Genomic DNA, 14,402 nt, shown 5'->3' with positions numbered 1-14,402 from the left:
CTATAAATTTTTCAAAAAAAAGAATATAATATACGTATTGTGTCATCCACCTCAAGGGTGGTAGGGCTGGACCAGCCCGAACTAACGCCTGTAGAAGCCTCTGCACTGGGGTCTAACTCCTATATTTGTGTAAGCTTTAGGAGGAAGCTCCTCAATTTATTGAGGAGAGGAGGTCACCGCTATTATGGTAAAATGATGCTATGACCGCATACAGCTTTGTAAACTATCTTAGCCTTTTGACCATAGGAGTCAGTGGGCTTTCCGTAATTGTGGGACTTTTCTTTATAAAAAACGGCAGAAGGGATCTTCACAAAAAGGCTATGATAAACGCTTCCATATTCGCTCTTATTTTTGTAGCTCTTTATCTTTTGAAAAATGCTCTTTTCCCAACTTCCAAGTATGAAGGACCTTACAGAAATGTGTTTCTGTTCGTACTTTGGTCACACACTGCACTCGCTATTATTAACTTTCCCCTTGCGATAATTACTCTTAGGTACGCTCTGAAAGGTATATTTGAAAAACACAGAAAGATAGCACCTATTACCGCAGGCGTGTGGCTTTATGTAGCTTTCACAGGTTGGATCATATATTTCTTTATGCAGTGGTTAAACCGCTGACTGATTGCAGTCGGAACATATACCGAATATCTCAAGGCGATGATGCATTGGAGTAAATTGGTACTCTTCGCACACCTTATCCTGCAGTTCTTCTATATCCTCTCTGTAAAACTCTATGATCTTGCCACACCTCACGCATATTAGGTGTTCGTGATGAGGTTTTCCTGCAATGAATTCGTATATGGTTCTGTTGCCGAGCTTTATAACTTCCCTTATTGCACCAAATTCTTGAAGAAGTTTGACTGTTCTGTATATGGTAGATCTTGAGGCTGTACTCTTGTCCTGATTCGTCACCCACATGACGAGATCCTCTATCTCAAAATGGGTTCCGTAACTGGCTATTTTATCAACGAGATCAAACCTGCTTTTGGTGATTTTGTAACCTTTCTGCCTGAGAAACTGCTCAAACTGTTTTTTAAGCTCGCTCAGTTCCATACCATTAATATAACTCAAATGAATTTCATTTGCAACAGTTTATTCATCCTCATGTGATTTTCGTTGTATAATTTCAACTCTGTATGAAGGTTTTAATTTTGCTGCTGGAGGTTTTCATGGTGAGCTTAGCCCTGGCACAGGATCTGTACACTTATAAACTACCCAACGGTGCACATCTTATAGTTAAAAGGCGAGATGACACACAGGCTGTTGCCCTTCAAGTGTGGTTTAAGGTTGGATCTATATACGAAAACTATGAAGAAAAGGGTATGGCACACTTTTTGGAACACATGCTCTTTAACGGTTCCGAAAAGTATCCTTACGGTGAGATAGACAAAAGGGTAGAAGATATGGGAGGGAATATAAACGCTGGAACTTCCAAGGAGTATACCTTTTATCACATAGAGATAGCGAAACCTTACTGGAAGGAAGCTATAGAGCTTCTTTATCAACTCACACAGAAACCGCTTCTTTTAGAAGATATGATACAAAAGGAAAAGCCTATAGTTATAGAGGAACTAAAAAGGGGCAAAGACAATCCCTCAACCATACTTTGGGAGGAATTTGAAAAACTATCCTACAAGGTCTCTCCTTACAGATTTCCCATTATAGGCTATGAAGATACCATAAGAAACTTTACGAGGGATTCTCTCTTAAGATTCTACAGGAACTTCTATCAACCTAAAAACATGTACATAGTTGTAGTAGGTGATGTGGATCCCGCACAGGTGAGGAGGAAGGTTATGGACACATTCGGAAAAGAAGAAGGAAGAACAGTTGAAAAACCGCAGATACCAAAAGAACCCGAGCAGATGGAACCGAGATTTAGAGAAATAAAGGACAGCAGGGTTGAGAAGGCTTATTGGATGATAGGGTGGAGATGTCCACCTGTAGGTTCAAAGGAGTATTACGCTCTTGTGGTGCTTGACCAGATACTGGGTGGTGGAAGGACATCCTTGCTTTACAGGGAACTCAAAGAAAAGGGCTTGGTTTACAGTGTATTTACAGGAGATCTGTCAAGACCTCAAGACAATATGTATGTTGTAAGTGCGACCTTTGATCCGGATAAGTACAGTCAAGTAAAGGATAAACTCGGTGAAATTTTGAAAAAGCTCAGCGAAAGCCTTACCGAAGGAGAAGTACAAAAGGCGAAGGAAAGGGTGATAAATTCGGATATATTTTCAAAGGAGAAAGTTACAAGCGATGCCTATTACATAGGTTACTCCGTCACCGTAGTTGGGCTTTTGGATTATTACAGGTATTTTGAAAACAATATAAAGTCCGTAAGAAAACAGGATGTGCTTAAAGTTTTAAGGAACTACTTGGAAAAGGAAGATTACGACGAAGTTCTTATGGTGCCAAAAAGATGAGGGCGATTATCCTTTTACTTATGTTTTTAACTCTCTCCTTTGGAGGTGAAAAGGTGCGAGAGTTTGCTCTTGACAACGGGGTAAAGATAATTCTTAAAGAAACTCATGGAAGCGGTATAGTATCTGGGGTGATCTTTATAAAGTCTGGAGTACACGGTGAAAAAAAGAGGGGACTTACAAACCTTACGCTTTCGCTTCTCACAAAAGGTACTAAAAGATACAGTTCTTACGATATAGCGAGTGCTTTTGAGGATTACGGAGGTAGCATATCTACAAATACTACGGATGATTATGCGGAAATTGATTTTGCAACAAAGGTGGAAGGACTGAGGAGGGGACTTGAGGTTATAGATAGCATACTCTACGAACCTACCTTTCCCGAGGAGGATTTAGAAAGGGAAAAGTTAAACGTAATAAACGCTATAAGATCCAAGAGAGAGAGAGGAATGGATTTTGCTATGGAACATCTCAGGGTTTTAACTTTTAAAGGCATGGATTACGAAGTTTCACCTCTTGGAAGGGAAGAAGATATCAAAAGCGTAAGTAGAGAAGACCTAATTGAAAGATGGGAAGATATACTCAAGGGGAAAAATGTAGTGGTGAGTGTGGTAGGAGATTTCAAGCTTGAAGATGTGGAAAATATGCTTAAGAGTATTTTTTCAAAGATACCTCCTGGTGGTGAGAGCTTTTACCAAAAGGATGTGTATATAGAGAGGGATCAGGTGCAAAAGGTGAAAAGACCAGGCGCGCAGGCGACAGTTCTTTGTGCCTTTAACGCACCTTTGCTCAAAAGTGATGATTACTTTACCTTTAAGGTTCTTACAAGCGCTCTGGGAAATGGTATGACTTCGGCACTCTTTAAGGAGCTAAGAGAGAAAAGGGGCTACGCTTACGCTACTTATGCCTACTATCCTACGAGGTATTTCTCTCCGAGAATGTTCGCTTACGTTGGCACATCTCCAGAGAAGGGAGATTCCGCATTGCAAGATCTTATAAAGGTGGTCCAGCACGCAAAGCTTACCGAAGAGGATATAAGGCTTGCAAAAAGCAAGTTGATAGGAGACTTCCTGCTTGATCACCAAACGAGGTTAAAACAAGCGTGGTATCTTGGGTTTTTTGAGATAATGGGTTTTGGCTGGAGAATGGATGAGATGTATCCGGATAAAGTAAAAGATGTCAGCTTTGAGCAGGTTATAAAAGCTCAAAAAAAGTATTTAAACATGTATCAATGTGTGTTGGTAGAGCCGTGAATTACTTTATATAAGATGAACACAAATACTACTAATATTTTTCAATCTCCTCCCTCAATCTTTCCACATCCCTTATCTTTATTTCTCCTCTTCCCAACTCAATGATACCATCTCTTTCTAAATCTTTGAGAAGTCTTGAAATTACCTCTCTTGCTGTGCCTATATCTTTAGCTAACTCTTCATGTGTAATTTTCAAAATCCTATTATTGAAAGATCTTTCGTAAAGATACTTTATTAGCCTTCTGTCCACCCTCTTTGAGAAAAGTTCATTTAGCATAGTCAGTAACCCGTAGAGATTTTTGACTATCATCTCAAGGACAAAATTTCTCCACTGGGGATACTTATCAAAGAAATCCTTTACCGTATACGCATCCAAAAGAAGTCCTACGGTGTCTACCTCAGCTAACGCATACGCAGGGTAAGGCAATTTTTTGAGTATAGAGAGATTGGTAAACATGCAAGTCTCCCCAGGACCTATGGTGTAGAGGAGTATTTCCCTTCCACTTTCTAAAAGCAGATAAACCTTTAAAGAACCCGATACAATTATAGGAGATGCGTGGCACTCACTTCCGGGATAACCTATCATAGTATTCGCCTTTATGTGTACCTTTTGGGATCTTAAGGAAAGCTCTCTTTTGAAATCCTCCGGTGCAAAGGGGAATAGTTTATTTACAAAGTTATAAATGTCTCCTTGTGCCTCTTTGACCATATGAAAAATATATACCCTTAATGCCTGAAGTGCCTCGTTCGGGTAAAAATCATAGCCATCCCATACTCATTTACAGCTTCAATAACTTCTTTATCCCTTATGGAGCCTCCAGGCTGTATGATGGCGCTGATACCTGCCTGATGAGCAAGGTCAATGCTATCGCGGAAAGGGAAGAAAGCCTCAGAAGCTAATACGCTACCTTTGAGTTCAAAACCGTAACGGCTGGCTCGCTCTATTGCACATCTGAGACTATCTACACGTGACACGTTCCCCGAACCTACACCTAAGGTACTGCCATCTTTTGCTATAACCACTCCATTAGATTTTACGTATTTGCACACCTTCCACGCAAAAAGCATATCATTAAACTCGCTATCCGTGGGATACCTCTTAGAAACCACTTTTAGATCTTCGTAATCTATAATGTCCTCATTCTGAAAGAGGTAACCCCCACTAACCTTTTTTATGTCAAAGGAGTAAGAGTAACCTAAGAACTGTAAAACTCTCAGGTTCTTTCTCTTTGAGAAGACTTCAAGAGCATCTTCAGTGAATTCCGGAGCTATAATCACCTCAAGGAATATATCGGCGAGTCTCTCAGCTAAGAATTTGTTGACCCTGTCGTTAAAAGCTACTATCCCTCCAAAGGCTGACTCCCTATCTGTTTGAAAAGCTTTCTCAAAAGCCTGCATCAGATCCTTCCCTATCGCTACACCGCAAGGATTTCCATGCTTTACTATAGCGCAGGCAGGCCTTTGAAGTTCGCTCACAAGTTTGGCACACGAGTCAGCATCAAGGTAGTTATTAAACGACATCTCTTTACCTTGGAGTACTCTGGATCTTGTAATACCAAGTTGTTCCATAGGGTTATGCAGAAGCCATCCTTTCTGATGGGGGTTTTCTCCGTACCTGAGAGAAGAGCCAAGAACTAAAGGAAGGGCAAAGTGATCTGGTAGATCTTCTATCTCAAAGATAGAGCCAAGACTTCTCGATATTAGTGCATCGTAATAAGCGGTCAGCGAAAAAGCTTTATAGGCTAAGTACCTCCTGTCCTGAAGATTCAAAGTACCATCCTTTAATTTTTGCGCAACCCACGAGTAATCTTTCGGATCGCACACAACAACAACCCTGTAAAAGTTCTTTGCTGAAGCTCTAATGAGCGCTGAACCCCCTATATCTATAAATTCCATAATTTCCTGCTCCGTAAGGTCTTCTCTTAACTTTTCCTCAAAGGGGTAGAGATTTACTACAACCACGTCTATGGGTTTTATGCCGAGCTGATTTATCTGTTCTTTGTCTGTCTTTATCCAATCGCGATAAAGTATGCCTCCATGTATTGCAGGATGCAGAGTTTTTACCCTTCCGTCCAGTATCTCTGGAAAGTGAGTGAGTTCTTCTACCTTGGTAACTTTAATACCCATATCCGTGAGAAGCTTAGCAGTACCTCCAGTTGATACTATCTCATAACCAAGCTCGTAAAGGGTTTTTGCGAGATCTTGGATACCTTCCTTGTAATATACTGATATTAACGCTCTCATAATTTAATCTTTTTCTGGCTTTTCCTCCTTCTTTGGCTGATAACTTGCTATAGCTTCTTTCGTGAAGGTAATTCTTGTATTGGCATCTACCTTTAAGGTTACTGTTTCATCACCTATCTCCACTACGGTACCCCATATACCTCCACTCGTTATAACCTTATCACCTTTTTTGAGATTTGCCAAAAACTCCTGATGCCTTTTTCTTGCCTTTTGCTGGGGTCTTATCATAAGAAAGTAAAAGATAGCAAATATACCTATAAGGAATATGAGCTGAACGAAAAAGGCTCCTGCAGGTCCTCCCGGTGTGGTTTGTTGAGCATAGGCAATATCTATCATGATACTCATTATAACACAAGTGCATGGTAAAATTAAGTTCTGTATGGGAATACTTGATAGATTCTTCAAAAAGAAAAGGGAAGAAAAAGAGAGTCTATGGACAAAGTGTCCCGAATGTAAAACCATACTTTACATGCCAGAGCTGTCTGCTAACCTGAAGGTCTGTCCCAAATGCAGCTATCACTTTCCCATGAGTGCAAAGGAACGTGTTGAGTCTCTTTTAGATGGTGATGTAGATGTACTCTTTGAGAACATCTTACCAAAAGATCCCCTCCGCTTTAAAGACACCAAACCTTACAAGGACAGACTAAAACAAGCACAAGAAGAAACTGGTCTGAGTGAGGCTATTTTGGTGGTAAGCGGAAATTTGAGGGACACAAAGATAGTACTCACAGTTATGGATTTTAACTTTATAGGTGGGAGTATGGGTTCCGTTGTAGGGGAGAGGTTTTACAGGGCATGCCGACTTGCAGCGTCAAAGAACTACCCGCTTGTATCGGTCGTTACATCAGGCGGAGCGAGGATGCAGGAAGGCATACTTTCCCTAATGCAGATGGCTAAAACTTCCATAGGTGTGGGTTTTCTGAATGAAAAAGGTGTACCTTACGTGACTGTACTTACAGACCCAACCATGGGTGGTGTTTCTGCAAGTTTTGCCTTTCTCGGAGACATAATTATAGCCGAGCCGAGGTCCCTAATAGGTTTTGCGGGACCTAGGGTAATAGAACAAACTATAAAACAGCAACTTCCCGAAGGCTTTCAAAGGGCAGAATTTTTGTTAGAGAAGGGTATGTTGGATATGGTTGTTCACAGAAAAGAGCTAAAGGATACGCTTCATAAACTTTTGAAAATGATCACTTATTGGAGAGTATAGATCGTGTTTGAACAGGATCACCCTTTTGCGTTAGCTTACAGGATGGTAGAGGAGGGTAAACTTGATCCTTGGAATGTGGATATAGTTGAGCTTGCCAATGTCTATCTTGAGGAGATAAAGAAGATGGAAGTGCTTGACATGCGTATACCTGCGAGAGCGGTACTCGCTGCCACCTTCCTTCTGAAGAAGAAAGTAGAGGTACTTTTTCCTGAGATAAAGAAACCTCGCGAAAAGAAAAAAAACTATACCCTTGAAGAGATAGTTCAGGAGTTTGAGGAGGAAAGAAAGGAGATAGAAGTGTCAATGCCTGAGATAATAACAAAAAGGGAGAGAAAAACTACTGTCAAAAGAAATACATCCGACAGGCAAAAAAAGAGTGTAAATCTCCCTATGCACGTTTCAAAGTTTGAGGATGTATTGGAAGAGATAAACAGGCTAATATCCGAAGGCTTGAAAAAGTTTTCCGTTTTTGAGCTTTTCTTTGGGAAGAATCTGGCACCATACTTAATGGCTTTGATGATACTATACAGCGAAGGGAAAGTGAACCTTTACCAAGAAGAGCCGTATGGTGATCTCGTTGTTGAGGTATTAAGCGATGAATAAAAAGTTCGTAAGTGAAGTTTTTTCTCAGGTGAGTAAAGTTTACGATCCTTTTTTGAAGTTTATAACGGTGGGTTTGATAGATAGATGGCAAAAGGACCTTCTAAGACTTTTGGACAAAGAAGGTAACAGACTTGATATAGGTACTGGTACTGGTGAGTTGCTCAAAAAGTCCACAAATAAGGGTCTGAAAGTAGGTATAGACTTAGCTATGGGAATGCTAAAAAAGGCTAAAGGTAAATGTCCAGGATGTCATTTCTTACTTGCGGATGCAGAAAACATACCTTTTAAAGATGCGTCCTTTGGAACTATAACCCTGTCACTCGTTTACAGACATATAGAAGATAAAAGGGCCTTTATTAAAGAAGCTTACAGAGTACTTGAGAAAGGTGGTCAGATGGCGATCCTTGACGTGAATAGATTCATAGGTACAAAGATATTAACCTTCCTTATGAGGTATCTCTTTAGACATATAGGACTTTTTATATTCGGCAAAGAGAAGTGGGATTTTTTTATTCATTCTTTGGACAACAGCCTAAACTTTCTTGATGTAAAAGAACAGATAGAAAAGGAAGGTTTTAAGGTTACCCGCATAAAGAGATACATTTTTGGTGTAGTTTACGCAATTAGAGCGGATAAAGCTTAGGCAGGTATAACACTTACGTACTTTTTGTTTCTTCTGTCCTCAAACCTCACAACACCGTCTTTTAGGGCAAATAGGGTGAAGTCTGAACCCATACCTACGTTGGCACCTGGATACACCTTCGTACCTCTCTGTCTAACTATAATGTTACCTGCCCTTACAAACTGACCACCAAACTTTTTTACACCTAATCTTTTAGAGTGACTATCTCTTCCATTTCTTGTTGAACCGCCACTCGCTTTAGAAGCCATATTTAGACCTCCTTTATCTCTTTAATAAGTATCTCCGTATATGGTTGTCTGTGACCTCTCCACCTTTTGTAGTTCTTTTTAGCCCTGAACTTGAAAATTTGTATTTTTCTATGTTTCCCCTTCCTCAAAACTTCTGCAATAACTTTTCCTTTGTAAAACTCAACGCTTCCATCATCCTTCCTTATCATCACAGGCTCAAATTCTAACGTCTGTCCTTCGTGAGCTTTTACATTCTCCACCTTGAGTTTTATACCTGTTTTTACCACATACTGCTTTCCACCTGTTTGTATGACTGCGTACATAAGCACCTCCTAATTAATGGTAAAGGGGGAGGCTACCCCCCGTAAACTCTTGCTTACTTTTGCTCGCCAGCTGGAGGTTGGGCAGGTTGCGCTCCAGGTTGTTGTTGCTGTTGTTGTTGCTGCTCTCCGGAAGGTTGGGAAGGTTGTGCAGGTTGTGCGGGTTGTGCGGGTTGTGCAGGTTGTTCCTGTGCGGGAGGTTGAGCAGGTTGTTCAGCTGGCGCTTCAGCAGGTTTCTTTTGGCAAGAAGCCAATAATGCTACTCCAACAACTCCGAGTGCTATGAGCTTCCTCATATTTACTACCTCCTTTTAAATTTATTATTTCAATTATAAAATACATGTAGAAAAAAAGTCAAGGAGGTATACCTTACATTCTATGGGGCTTTTTATTGAGGATCTTATAAATTTTGGCAACCTTATGGATGCGGAAATTGAGGTAAGGCTCCCGGAAAATGTTTTGAAAAATGCTTATCCTGACATTACTTTTGAACTCAAAGATGGGCTTTTGAAGATGTATTATGAGAAGCGGGGACTATTCTTCAAAAGAAAGGGTGAACTCAGGCTTTCCGAAGATTCAAGGATGGTCAGTAACGATAGGGATACGGGTAAGAGGTATATATTTATGAAGCCCCTTACGAAGGATATACCTGAGGTGATCTTGAAAAAGGGAGAATTTTTGAGCGACGGAGAGTTTTTAGGCATGGATGTATGGCCTGCGATTAAGCTGACGGAAGTTTATGAGAAGATTCCAAGACAGTTCAAGGACAGGCTCGTAGTTGCGCGATATAAACTCAAGAAGGATGGTATATCTGTCTTTTTAAAAGTAGAAAAGTAGTATAATTTTTCTAAAAGGTTGTGGAGGCTGAATATGGCTAAGGTTTATTACGATCATGATGCTACGCTTGATCCTCTTATAGGTAAAACGATAGCCATACTTGGATACGGAAGTCAGGGACATGCTCACGCTCTGAACCTAAGAGACAGCGGTATGAGGGTTGTTGTAGGTCTTCCTGAGAGTAGCAGATCAAAGCGTAAAGCTCTGGAAGATGGATTTGCAGTGCTTGAACCTGCAAGAGCGGTACAAGAAGCCGATATAATCATGTTTCTTACACCCGATACGGTTCAACCACAATTATACAAAGAAAGTGTAGAACCTTATCTTGATGCAAACAAAAGCCTCGCTTTTGCTCATGGCTTTAACATACACTTTAGACAGATTGTGCCTCCAAGAGATGTGGATGTGTTTATGGTTGCTCCCAAAGGACCAGGTCATTTGGTAAGGTGGATGTATGAGGAGGGAAAGGGGGTTCCTGCGCTCATTGCTGTATATCAAGATGCCAGCGGTTTTTGCAAAGATAAAGCACTCGCTTACGCAAAAGGGCTGGGTGCGACGCGAGCGGGAGTTATTGAAACAACCTTCAGAGAGGAGACAGAAACGGACCTCTTTGGTGAGCAAACAGTACTGTGTGGTGGCGTCACAGCTCTTATAAAGGCGGGCTTTGAGACGCTTGTTGAAGCTGGCTATCAACCGGAGGTAGCCTATTTTGAGTGCCTTCATGAGCTTAAGTTAATAGTTGATCTCATATACCAATACGGTATAGCCGGTATGAGGTATTCCATATCCGATACAGCCAAGTACGGTGATGTAACGAGGGGTGAAAGGATATACAAACTCGTAAAACCTCTTATGAAAAATATATTGGAGGAGATACAGAAGGGAGAGTTTGCCAGAGAGTGGATTCTGGAAAACCAAGCTGGAAGACCCGTTTTTAATGCCCTTTTGGAGAAAGACAGAAAGCATGCAATAGAAGAAGTAGGTGAAAGGTTGAGGGAGATGATGCCGTGGATAACGGGTAAGGAGCTCAAATGAATCTGACAAAGAGAAGGGACAGCCTTAAAAAGGTTTACGCACCTGTCGGTATGGTACTTTATAGGCTTCACTTTCCACCTAATTTAGTAACGCTTCTTTCTTTATTGCTTGGTATGGCATCAGCTTACGCCTTTTATCACGGGAAACTTCTCACCGGTGCTGGTTTTCTATTTTTGTCAGGAATCTTTGATCTCGCCGATGGTACAGTTGCAAGGTTGTCTGATAGGACTTCCAAATTCGGTGCGGTTTTTGATTGGGTTGCCGATAAATGGGTGGACGGTTTCGTTCTTGGGACAGTGGGTTACTTTTATGCGGGGCCCTTCACGGCTATCACAGCGGTAACAGCTTCTATGGTACACTCCTTCATTAAACCCGTAGTTTACTCTGAGATAGGGTACGAGGCACGTATAAAGGGAAAGATAAGGGATCCCTTAGAAGGTGTAGGTTTTTTTGGAAGACCGGAAACACACATAACCCTGATCATCTTTGCGGTGCTTGAAAGGATAAATGCCCCCGTAGGTCTATCAGCCGGAATAAAGATAGTTGCACTTTTGAGTATGCTTTCACTGCTTGTACGAATACTGTACCTTTATAAACACTTTGGGAGAGACTATGAATAGACCTTACGTGATCGTAGTATCGGAGGTGAGCGTTGACGGAAAGCTTACCTTATACCGGGGAGCATCAAGTAAAGAACTTATGACGCTTATGGACCAAGAAGCATACAGATACCTTCATGAAATAAGAGCCAAGGTAGACGGGATCATGGTAGGTTGCGAAACTGTGAGAACGGACAATCCGAGTCTCACCGTGAGGTATGTTCAGGGGAAGAATCCGGTAAGGATCATACCCTGTTCGACGGCAAATGTCCCCTTAGATGCAAACATATTTTCAAAGGATGCACCTACTATCATAGTAACTACCAAAAGGGCACCTGCAGATAAGGTGGAGAAAATAAAGGAAGCCGGTGCTGAAGTTTGGGTTGTCGGTGAGGATCTTGTGGATTTTGACGCTTTGATGCCTATGTTGTTAGACAAAGGTATAAAGAGCCTTATGGTAGAAGGAGGTGCTTCTATAAATTGGGAATTTGTAAAGAGGGATTTTGTTGATGAAATAAGGCTTATTCACCTTCCAGTTATAGTAGGTGGTGAAAACGTTCCCACACTTGTAGGCGGTGAAGGTTTTAAAAAACTTAGGAACTTGATGCATTTGAGGTTACGAGCCCACTTTAGAAGGGGACATCACCTGATTACGGAATGGGAAGTCGTAAGGTAACATCTACATCATCCATTCAAGGACCTCCTTGAGAACAACCGCACTGTTATACCTCTCATTTTTGGTAGAGTAAAGGAGCGTCAGTGTACCATTTTTGGCATACTTTACCAGCTCAAACAGCAGATCTCGTCTCTCTTCAAGCTCTTTCATGTATCTTTTCCTGAACTCCTCAAACTTCTCGGGATCATGTGAGAACCATCTTCTAAGCTCGTGCGAAGGTGCTATATCTTTGAGCCAAAGGTGTATGTCGGCTTTCTCTTTTTTTATTCCGCGAGGCCATAGTCGCTCTACAAAAATCCTCTTCCCATCATCTTCAGAAGGTGGTTCGTAAATACGTTTTAACTTGATCATACTTTGTCCTCCTTTAATCTGTGGTGACAGTAAGGGCAAATCTTTGCTTTCCAATGTACCTCACTGTAACACAAAGGACATCTCTTTTTCCCCTTAAGGTAGAGAAATATATTGAAGTTAAAGAGAGATTTAAGAAGTAGGTACGCAAGCAATACAGCGAATATCAGACCCCATGCTTTCAGAGGTGTAAGGACTTCATTGTTTATGATCCAGAGGTAAGTTGCGGATACTGACGCTATCCAGAAGGCTATTTTCCTGTCCAAAAATACCTGGGCTATTATTTGAATGAAAGCCATCCAGATAAAAAACTGAACGATAGGGTTTGTAAGCAAAGGCTCAAAGGTTTTTAACCATTCCATTAAAGACCCACCCCCTGATTATGAGGTGAAGAAGCATACCGCAGTTAAATACCATAAGATCCAAAAGGAATACTTTAGTATCAAAAGCTTTCAGAATTTGGAAAAAAAATATACCCAAAAGTAGAACTCTAGGAATGCTTGAAAGGTAAAGTGCTTTAGGGTATTTAGAAAGCATGTAAAGACTCTCTACATAAAGTATACCTAATAGAAAACTTATCAGTGGCATAGTTAGATTTTAACCTAACTCAGGCATGAAGTCTTTGAAACCAGTTCCAATTTTTATTGACAAATCTACCCAAGCATACTATATTGCTCAGTATAAAGATGCATAGAGCCGTTCAGGTCCCATGCCCTTTGACAAAGAGGAAAAAGGACATTATCAAAAAATTGCTCATAGAATACAGAAAAACAGCAAAAGAAATAGCCAGTTATCAGTGGTTTCTATTTTTTAACACAGGCTCTTTCAACAGAAAGGCAAACATAAAACATATAAGCTCTAACCTCTCTGAAAGATACAAATACACCATTCAATACCATGTGGTAGTGCCTGTCTTAGAAGGCTTTATCTCAAACCTAAAAAACAGATTTGCTGAAATTGTCAAAAACTCCAATCTGCCGGAGAAAACCAAAAGGGTTTTGCTATACCTTAACAAAAACAACGAATGGCTCATAAGAAAGTCTGAAAAAGCTGTTTATGTGGAATACAAAAACAAAACTGTTTTTGAATATGACATAACAGAGGAAGAAAGGCTGTTAGTCAAAAAGGTCTTCAAGCATTTACTGAACAAATGGAGAAAACCTAAATTTAACAAGGTTTCTCTCATACTTGACAGTAAGACCGCCCTGATAGAAGAGCCAGAGAAAGCTCAACATTTTGACAGGTGGATAAGACTATCTACACTTGAGAAAGGCAGACCCATTTATTTGCCTGTCAAATTTCATAGCTACTTTGAGAAAAGAGGAAGAAAAACAACAAATTTAGTTCAGATAGGAGAAGATGGCACTTTAAGGATAGTAAAAGAGATAGAACCCAAAAGGATAGAAGGAGAGGGAATAATAGCTTTAGACTTTGGGCTGAGGAACTTTTTAACCAGCTCAAAAGGAGACATGTTTGGAAGAAGGTTATATGAGAAAGTCCAGGAGTATGCAAGAAAAATAGACAGGCTACAGAGAAATCTACAGAGACAAGGAATAAAGCCAAGTCAAAGCAGAAGATTTAAAGAGCTAACAAGAAAACTTTCAGAGTTTATAAAGAATGAAGTAAGAAGGATAATAAACAAGATTGTAAAGCTTTATAATCCGAAAGTGATAGTCATAGAAAACCTCAAGAGCCTTTATAAAAAGTTTATGTCGGAGTATCCAAAAGAAGCAAAGCGGGTTATCGTAAGATACGGTTATGGTGAGCTAAAGAGGAAGCTACAGGAAATTAGAGAGGAGTACGGTATAGAAGTAATAGAAGTTAATCCAGCCTATAGCTCACAAACCTGTAGTTCATGTGGTTATGTAGATAAAAGAAACAGAAAAACGCAAGAGAAGTTTGAGTGTAGGTTATGTGGTAGGAAGCTGAATGCGGATGTGAATGCGTCCAGAAACCTGTCTGACCGTGTCAGATGGGGGATGCATTTA

Annotated in this window: 21 protein-coding genes; 11 read left to right on the top strand and 10 right to left on the bottom strand. The window is 40.6% G+C overall.

The window, feature by feature from the left end; translation table 11 throughout:
• Window positions 1-200 precede the first annotated feature (200 nt).
• Window positions 201-617: a DUF420 domain-containing protein gene (locus tag ABWK04_03655; protein ID MEZ0360982.1), complete on the top strand. Its 417-nt coding sequence runs from the start codon at window positions 201-203 to the stop codon at window positions 615-617.
• Here ABWK04_03655 and ABWK04_03650 read toward each other — a convergent pair.
• Complete coding sequence (locus ABWK04_03650; GenBank protein MEZ0360981.1) at window positions 606-1,052, bottom strand: Fur family transcriptional regulator; 447 nt, start codon at window positions 1,050-1,052, stop codon at window positions 606-608. The two genes, ABWK04_03655 and ABWK04_03650, sit on opposite strands and share 12 nt — an antisense overlap.
• A 116-nt stretch (window positions 1,053-1,168) precedes the next feature.
• On the opposite strand from ABWK04_03650, the gene ABWK04_03645 reads away from it, so the two are divergent.
• Both ABWK04_03645 and ABWK04_03640 read left to right on the top strand, forming a co-directional pair.
• A complete protein-coding gene (locus tag ABWK04_03645) occupies window positions 1,169-2,422 on the top strand; it encodes a pitrilysin family protein (protein ID MEZ0360980.1) in 1,254 nt (417 codons plus the stop codon).
• Window positions 2,419-3,672, top strand: a complete 1,254-nt coding sequence (locus ABWK04_03640) for a pitrilysin family protein (GenBank protein ID MEZ0360979.1) — start codon at window positions 2,419-2,421, stop codon at window positions 3,670-3,672. Before ABWK04_03645 ends, ABWK04_03640 begins: the two co-directional genes overlap by 4 nt.
• A 31-nt stretch (window positions 3,673-3,703) precedes the next feature.
• Here ABWK04_03640 and ABWK04_03635 read toward each other — a convergent pair whose 3' ends face one another.
• From ABWK04_03635 to yajC, 3 genes are read right to left on the bottom strand one after another with little or no spacing between them, the layout of a single operon-like run.
• A complete protein-coding gene (locus tag ABWK04_03635; protein MEZ0360978.1) occupies window positions 3,704-4,381 on the bottom strand; it encodes a Crp/Fnr family transcriptional regulator in 678 nt (225 codons plus the stop codon).
• Between the two features lie 17 nt (window positions 4,382-4,398).
• A complete protein-coding gene (gene purH / locus ABWK04_03630; protein ID MEZ0360977.1) occupies window positions 4,399-5,916 on the bottom strand; it encodes a bifunctional phosphoribosylaminoimidazolecarboxamide formyltransferase/IMP cyclohydrolase in 1,518 nt (505 codons plus the stop codon).
• A gap of 3 nt (window positions 5,917-5,919) precedes the next feature.
• Complete coding sequence (gene yajC, locus ABWK04_03625) at window positions 5,920-6,252, bottom strand: preprotein translocase subunit YajC (protein ID MEZ0360976.1); 333 nt, start codon at window positions 6,250-6,252, stop codon at window positions 5,920-5,922.
• Window positions 6,253-6,295: 43 nt separating this feature from the next.
• Between yajC and accD the strand changes: the two genes are divergently transcribed.
• The 3 genes from accD to ABWK04_03610 are packed head-to-tail and all read left to right on the top strand — an operon-like array spanning window position 6,296 to window position 8,372.
• The gene (gene accD, locus ABWK04_03620) at window positions 6,296-7,126 is read left to right on the top strand and encodes an acetyl-CoA carboxylase, carboxyltransferase subunit beta (protein ID MEZ0360975.1); all 831 of its coding nucleotides are present in this window, start codon (window positions 6,296-6,298) and stop codon (window positions 7,124-7,126) included.
• Window positions 7,127-7,129: 3 nt separating this feature from the next.
• Window positions 7,130-7,729 carry a segregation/condensation protein A gene (locus ABWK04_03615; protein MEZ0360974.1) on the top strand — a complete coding sequence of 200 codons (600 nt, stop codon included), beginning with the start codon at window positions 7,130-7,132 and terminating at the stop codon, window positions 7,727-7,729.
• Entirely contained in the window at window positions 7,722-8,372 is a 651-nt protein-coding gene (locus tag ABWK04_03610; protein MEZ0360973.1) for a class I SAM-dependent methyltransferase, read from the top strand. Before ABWK04_03615 ends, ABWK04_03610 begins: the two co-directional genes overlap by 8 nt.
• Here ABWK04_03610 and rpmA read toward each other — a convergent pair.
• Genes rpmA through ABWK04_03595 form a run of 3 tightly spaced genes read right to left on the bottom strand, consistent with a single transcriptional unit; the run spans window position 8,369 to window position 9,215 of the window.
• Window positions 8,369-8,620 carry a 50S ribosomal protein L27 gene (gene rpmA / locus ABWK04_03605; GenBank protein ID MEZ0360972.1) on the bottom strand — a complete coding sequence of 84 codons (252 nt, stop codon included), beginning with the start codon at window positions 8,618-8,620 and terminating at the stop codon, window positions 8,369-8,371. The genes ABWK04_03610 and rpmA overlap by 4 nt on opposite strands.
• Before the next feature lie 2 nt (window positions 8,621-8,622).
• Entirely contained in the window at window positions 8,623-8,922 is a 300-nt protein-coding gene (gene rplU / locus ABWK04_03600; protein ID MEZ0360971.1) for a 50S ribosomal protein L21, read from the bottom strand.
• Between the two features lie 53 nt (window positions 8,923-8,975).
• Complete coding sequence (locus ABWK04_03595; protein MEZ0360970.1) at window positions 8,976-9,215, bottom strand: alpha-fetoprotein enhancer-binding protein; 240 nt, start codon at window positions 9,213-9,215, stop codon at window positions 8,976-8,978.
• An 82-nt stretch (window positions 9,216-9,297) separates the two neighbouring features.
• On the opposite strand from ABWK04_03595, the gene ABWK04_03590 reads away from it, so the two are divergent.
• From ABWK04_03590 to ABWK04_03575, 4 genes are read left to right on the top strand one after another with little or no spacing between them, the layout of a single operon-like run.
• Entirely contained in the window at window positions 9,298-9,756 is a 459-nt protein-coding gene (locus ABWK04_03590) for a hypothetical protein (protein MEZ0360969.1), read from the top strand.
• 33 nt (window positions 9,757-9,789) lie between these two features.
• Complete coding sequence (gene ilvC, locus ABWK04_03585; protein ID MEZ0360968.1) at window positions 9,790-10,791, top strand: ketol-acid reductoisomerase; 1,002 nt, start codon at window positions 9,790-9,792, stop codon at window positions 10,789-10,791.
• Window positions 10,788-11,411 (top strand): CDP-alcohol phosphatidyltransferase family protein, encoded by a 624-nt coding sequence (locus ABWK04_03580; protein ID MEZ0360967.1) that lies wholly within the window; start codon window positions 10,788-10,790, stop codon window positions 11,409-11,411. Before ilvC ends, ABWK04_03580 begins: the two co-directional genes overlap by 4 nt.
• Entirely contained in the window at window positions 11,404-12,066 is a 663-nt protein-coding gene (locus ABWK04_03575; GenBank protein MEZ0360966.1) for a 2,5-diamino-6-(ribosylamino)-4(3H)-pyrimidinone 5'-phosphate reductase, read from the top strand. The genes ABWK04_03580 and ABWK04_03575 overlap by 8 nt, the downstream gene beginning before the upstream one ends.
• Window positions 12,067-12,069: 3 nt before the next feature.
• On the opposite strand, the gene ABWK04_03570 is transcribed toward ABWK04_03575, so the two are convergent.
• From ABWK04_03570 to ABWK04_03560, 3 genes are read right to left on the bottom strand one after another with little or no spacing between them, the layout of a single operon-like run.
• Entirely contained in the window at window positions 12,070-12,417 is a 348-nt protein-coding gene (locus ABWK04_03570) for a DUF488 domain-containing protein (protein MEZ0360965.1), read from the bottom strand.
• Window positions 12,414-12,776, bottom strand: a complete 363-nt coding sequence (locus tag ABWK04_03565; protein MEZ0360964.1) for a hypothetical protein — start codon at window positions 12,774-12,776, stop codon at window positions 12,414-12,416. Before ABWK04_03565 ends, ABWK04_03570 begins: the two co-directional genes overlap by 4 nt.
• Window positions 12,754-13,002 carry a hypothetical protein gene (locus ABWK04_03560; protein ID MEZ0360963.1) on the bottom strand — a complete coding sequence of 83 codons (249 nt, stop codon included), beginning with the start codon at window positions 13,000-13,002 and terminating at the stop codon, window positions 12,754-12,756. The genes ABWK04_03565 and ABWK04_03560 overlap by 23 nt, the downstream gene beginning before the upstream one ends.
• Window positions 13,003-13,100: 98 nt before the next feature.
• Here ABWK04_03560 and ABWK04_03555 point away from each other — a divergent pair.
• The coding region (locus tag ABWK04_03555; GenBank protein ID MEZ0360962.1) for a transposase at window positions 13,101-14,402 on the top strand (1,302 nt) is incomplete at its 3' end.

This window comes from Hydrogenobacter sp. (genome assembly GCA_041287335.1).
Classification (GTDB): Bacteria; Aquificota; Aquificia; order Aquificales; family Aquificaceae; genus Hydrogenobacter.
The sequence above is the reverse complement of the archived record's forward strand: the minus strand, read 5'-3'. Positions and strand labels throughout refer to the sequence as shown.

Coding starts and splice junctions, on each gene's coding strand:
- ABWK04_03650 (MEZ0360981.1), bottom strand. CDS start 1,052: ATGGAACTGAGCGAGCTTAAAAAACAGTTTGAGCAGTTTCTCAGGCAG.
- yajC (MEZ0360976.1), bottom strand. CDS start 6,252: ATGATAGATATTGCCTATGCTCAACAAACCACACCGGGAGGACCTGCA.
- ABWK04_03565 (MEZ0360964.1), bottom strand. CDS start 12,776: ATGGAATGGTTAAAAACCTTTGAGCCTTTGCTTACAAACCCTATCGTT.
- ABWK04_03580 (MEZ0360967.1), top strand. CDS start 10,788: ATGAATCTGACAAAGAGAAGGGACAGCCTTAAAAAGGTTTACGCACCT.
- ABWK04_03655 (MEZ0360982.1), top strand. CDS start 201: ATGACCGCATACAGCTTTGTAAACTATCTTAGCCTTTTGACCATAGGA.
- rplU (MEZ0360971.1), bottom strand. CDS start 8,922: ATGTACGCAGTCATACAAACAGGTGGAAAGCAGTATGTGGTAAAAACA.
- ABWK04_03610 (MEZ0360973.1), top strand. CDS start 7,722: ATGAATAAAAAGTTCGTAAGTGAAGTTTTTTCTCAGGTGAGTAAAGTT.
- ABWK04_03570 (MEZ0360965.1), bottom strand. CDS start 12,417: ATGATCAAGTTAAAACGTATTTACGAACCACCTTCTGAAGATGATGGG.
- ABWK04_03560 (MEZ0360963.1), bottom strand. CDS start 13,002: ATGCCACTGATAAGTTTTCTATTAGGTATACTTTATGTAGAGAGTCTT.
- ABWK04_03590 (MEZ0360969.1), top strand. CDS start 9,298: ATGGGGCTTTTTATTGAGGATCTTATAAATTTTGGCAACCTTATGGAT.
- purH (MEZ0360977.1), bottom strand. CDS start 5,916: ATGAGAGCGTTAATATCAGTATATTACAAGGAAGGTATCCAAGATCTC.
- ABWK04_03645 (MEZ0360980.1), top strand. CDS start 1,169: ATGGTGAGCTTAGCCCTGGCACAGGATCTGTACACTTATAAACTACCC.
- accD (MEZ0360975.1), top strand. CDS start 6,296: ATGGGAATACTTGATAGATTCTTCAAAAAGAAAAGGGAAGAAAAAGAG.
- ABWK04_03595 (MEZ0360970.1), bottom strand. CDS start 9,215: ATGAGGAAGCTCATAGCACTCGGAGTTGTTGGAGTAGCATTATTGGCT.
- ABWK04_03640 (MEZ0360979.1), top strand. CDS start 2,419: ATGAGGGCGATTATCCTTTTACTTATGTTTTTAACTCTCTCCTTTGGA.
- ABWK04_03575 (MEZ0360966.1), top strand. CDS start 11,404: ATGAATAGACCTTACGTGATCGTAGTATCGGAGGTGAGCGTTGACGGA.
- ABWK04_03635 (MEZ0360978.1), bottom strand. CDS start 4,381: ATGGTCAAAGAGGCACAAGGAGACATTTATAACTTTGTAAATAAACTA.
- rpmA (MEZ0360972.1), bottom strand. CDS start 8,620: ATGGCTTCTAAAGCGAGTGGCGGTTCAACAAGAAATGGAAGAGATAGT.
- ilvC (MEZ0360968.1), top strand. CDS start 9,790: ATGGCTAAGGTTTATTACGATCATGATGCTACGCTTGATCCTCTTATA.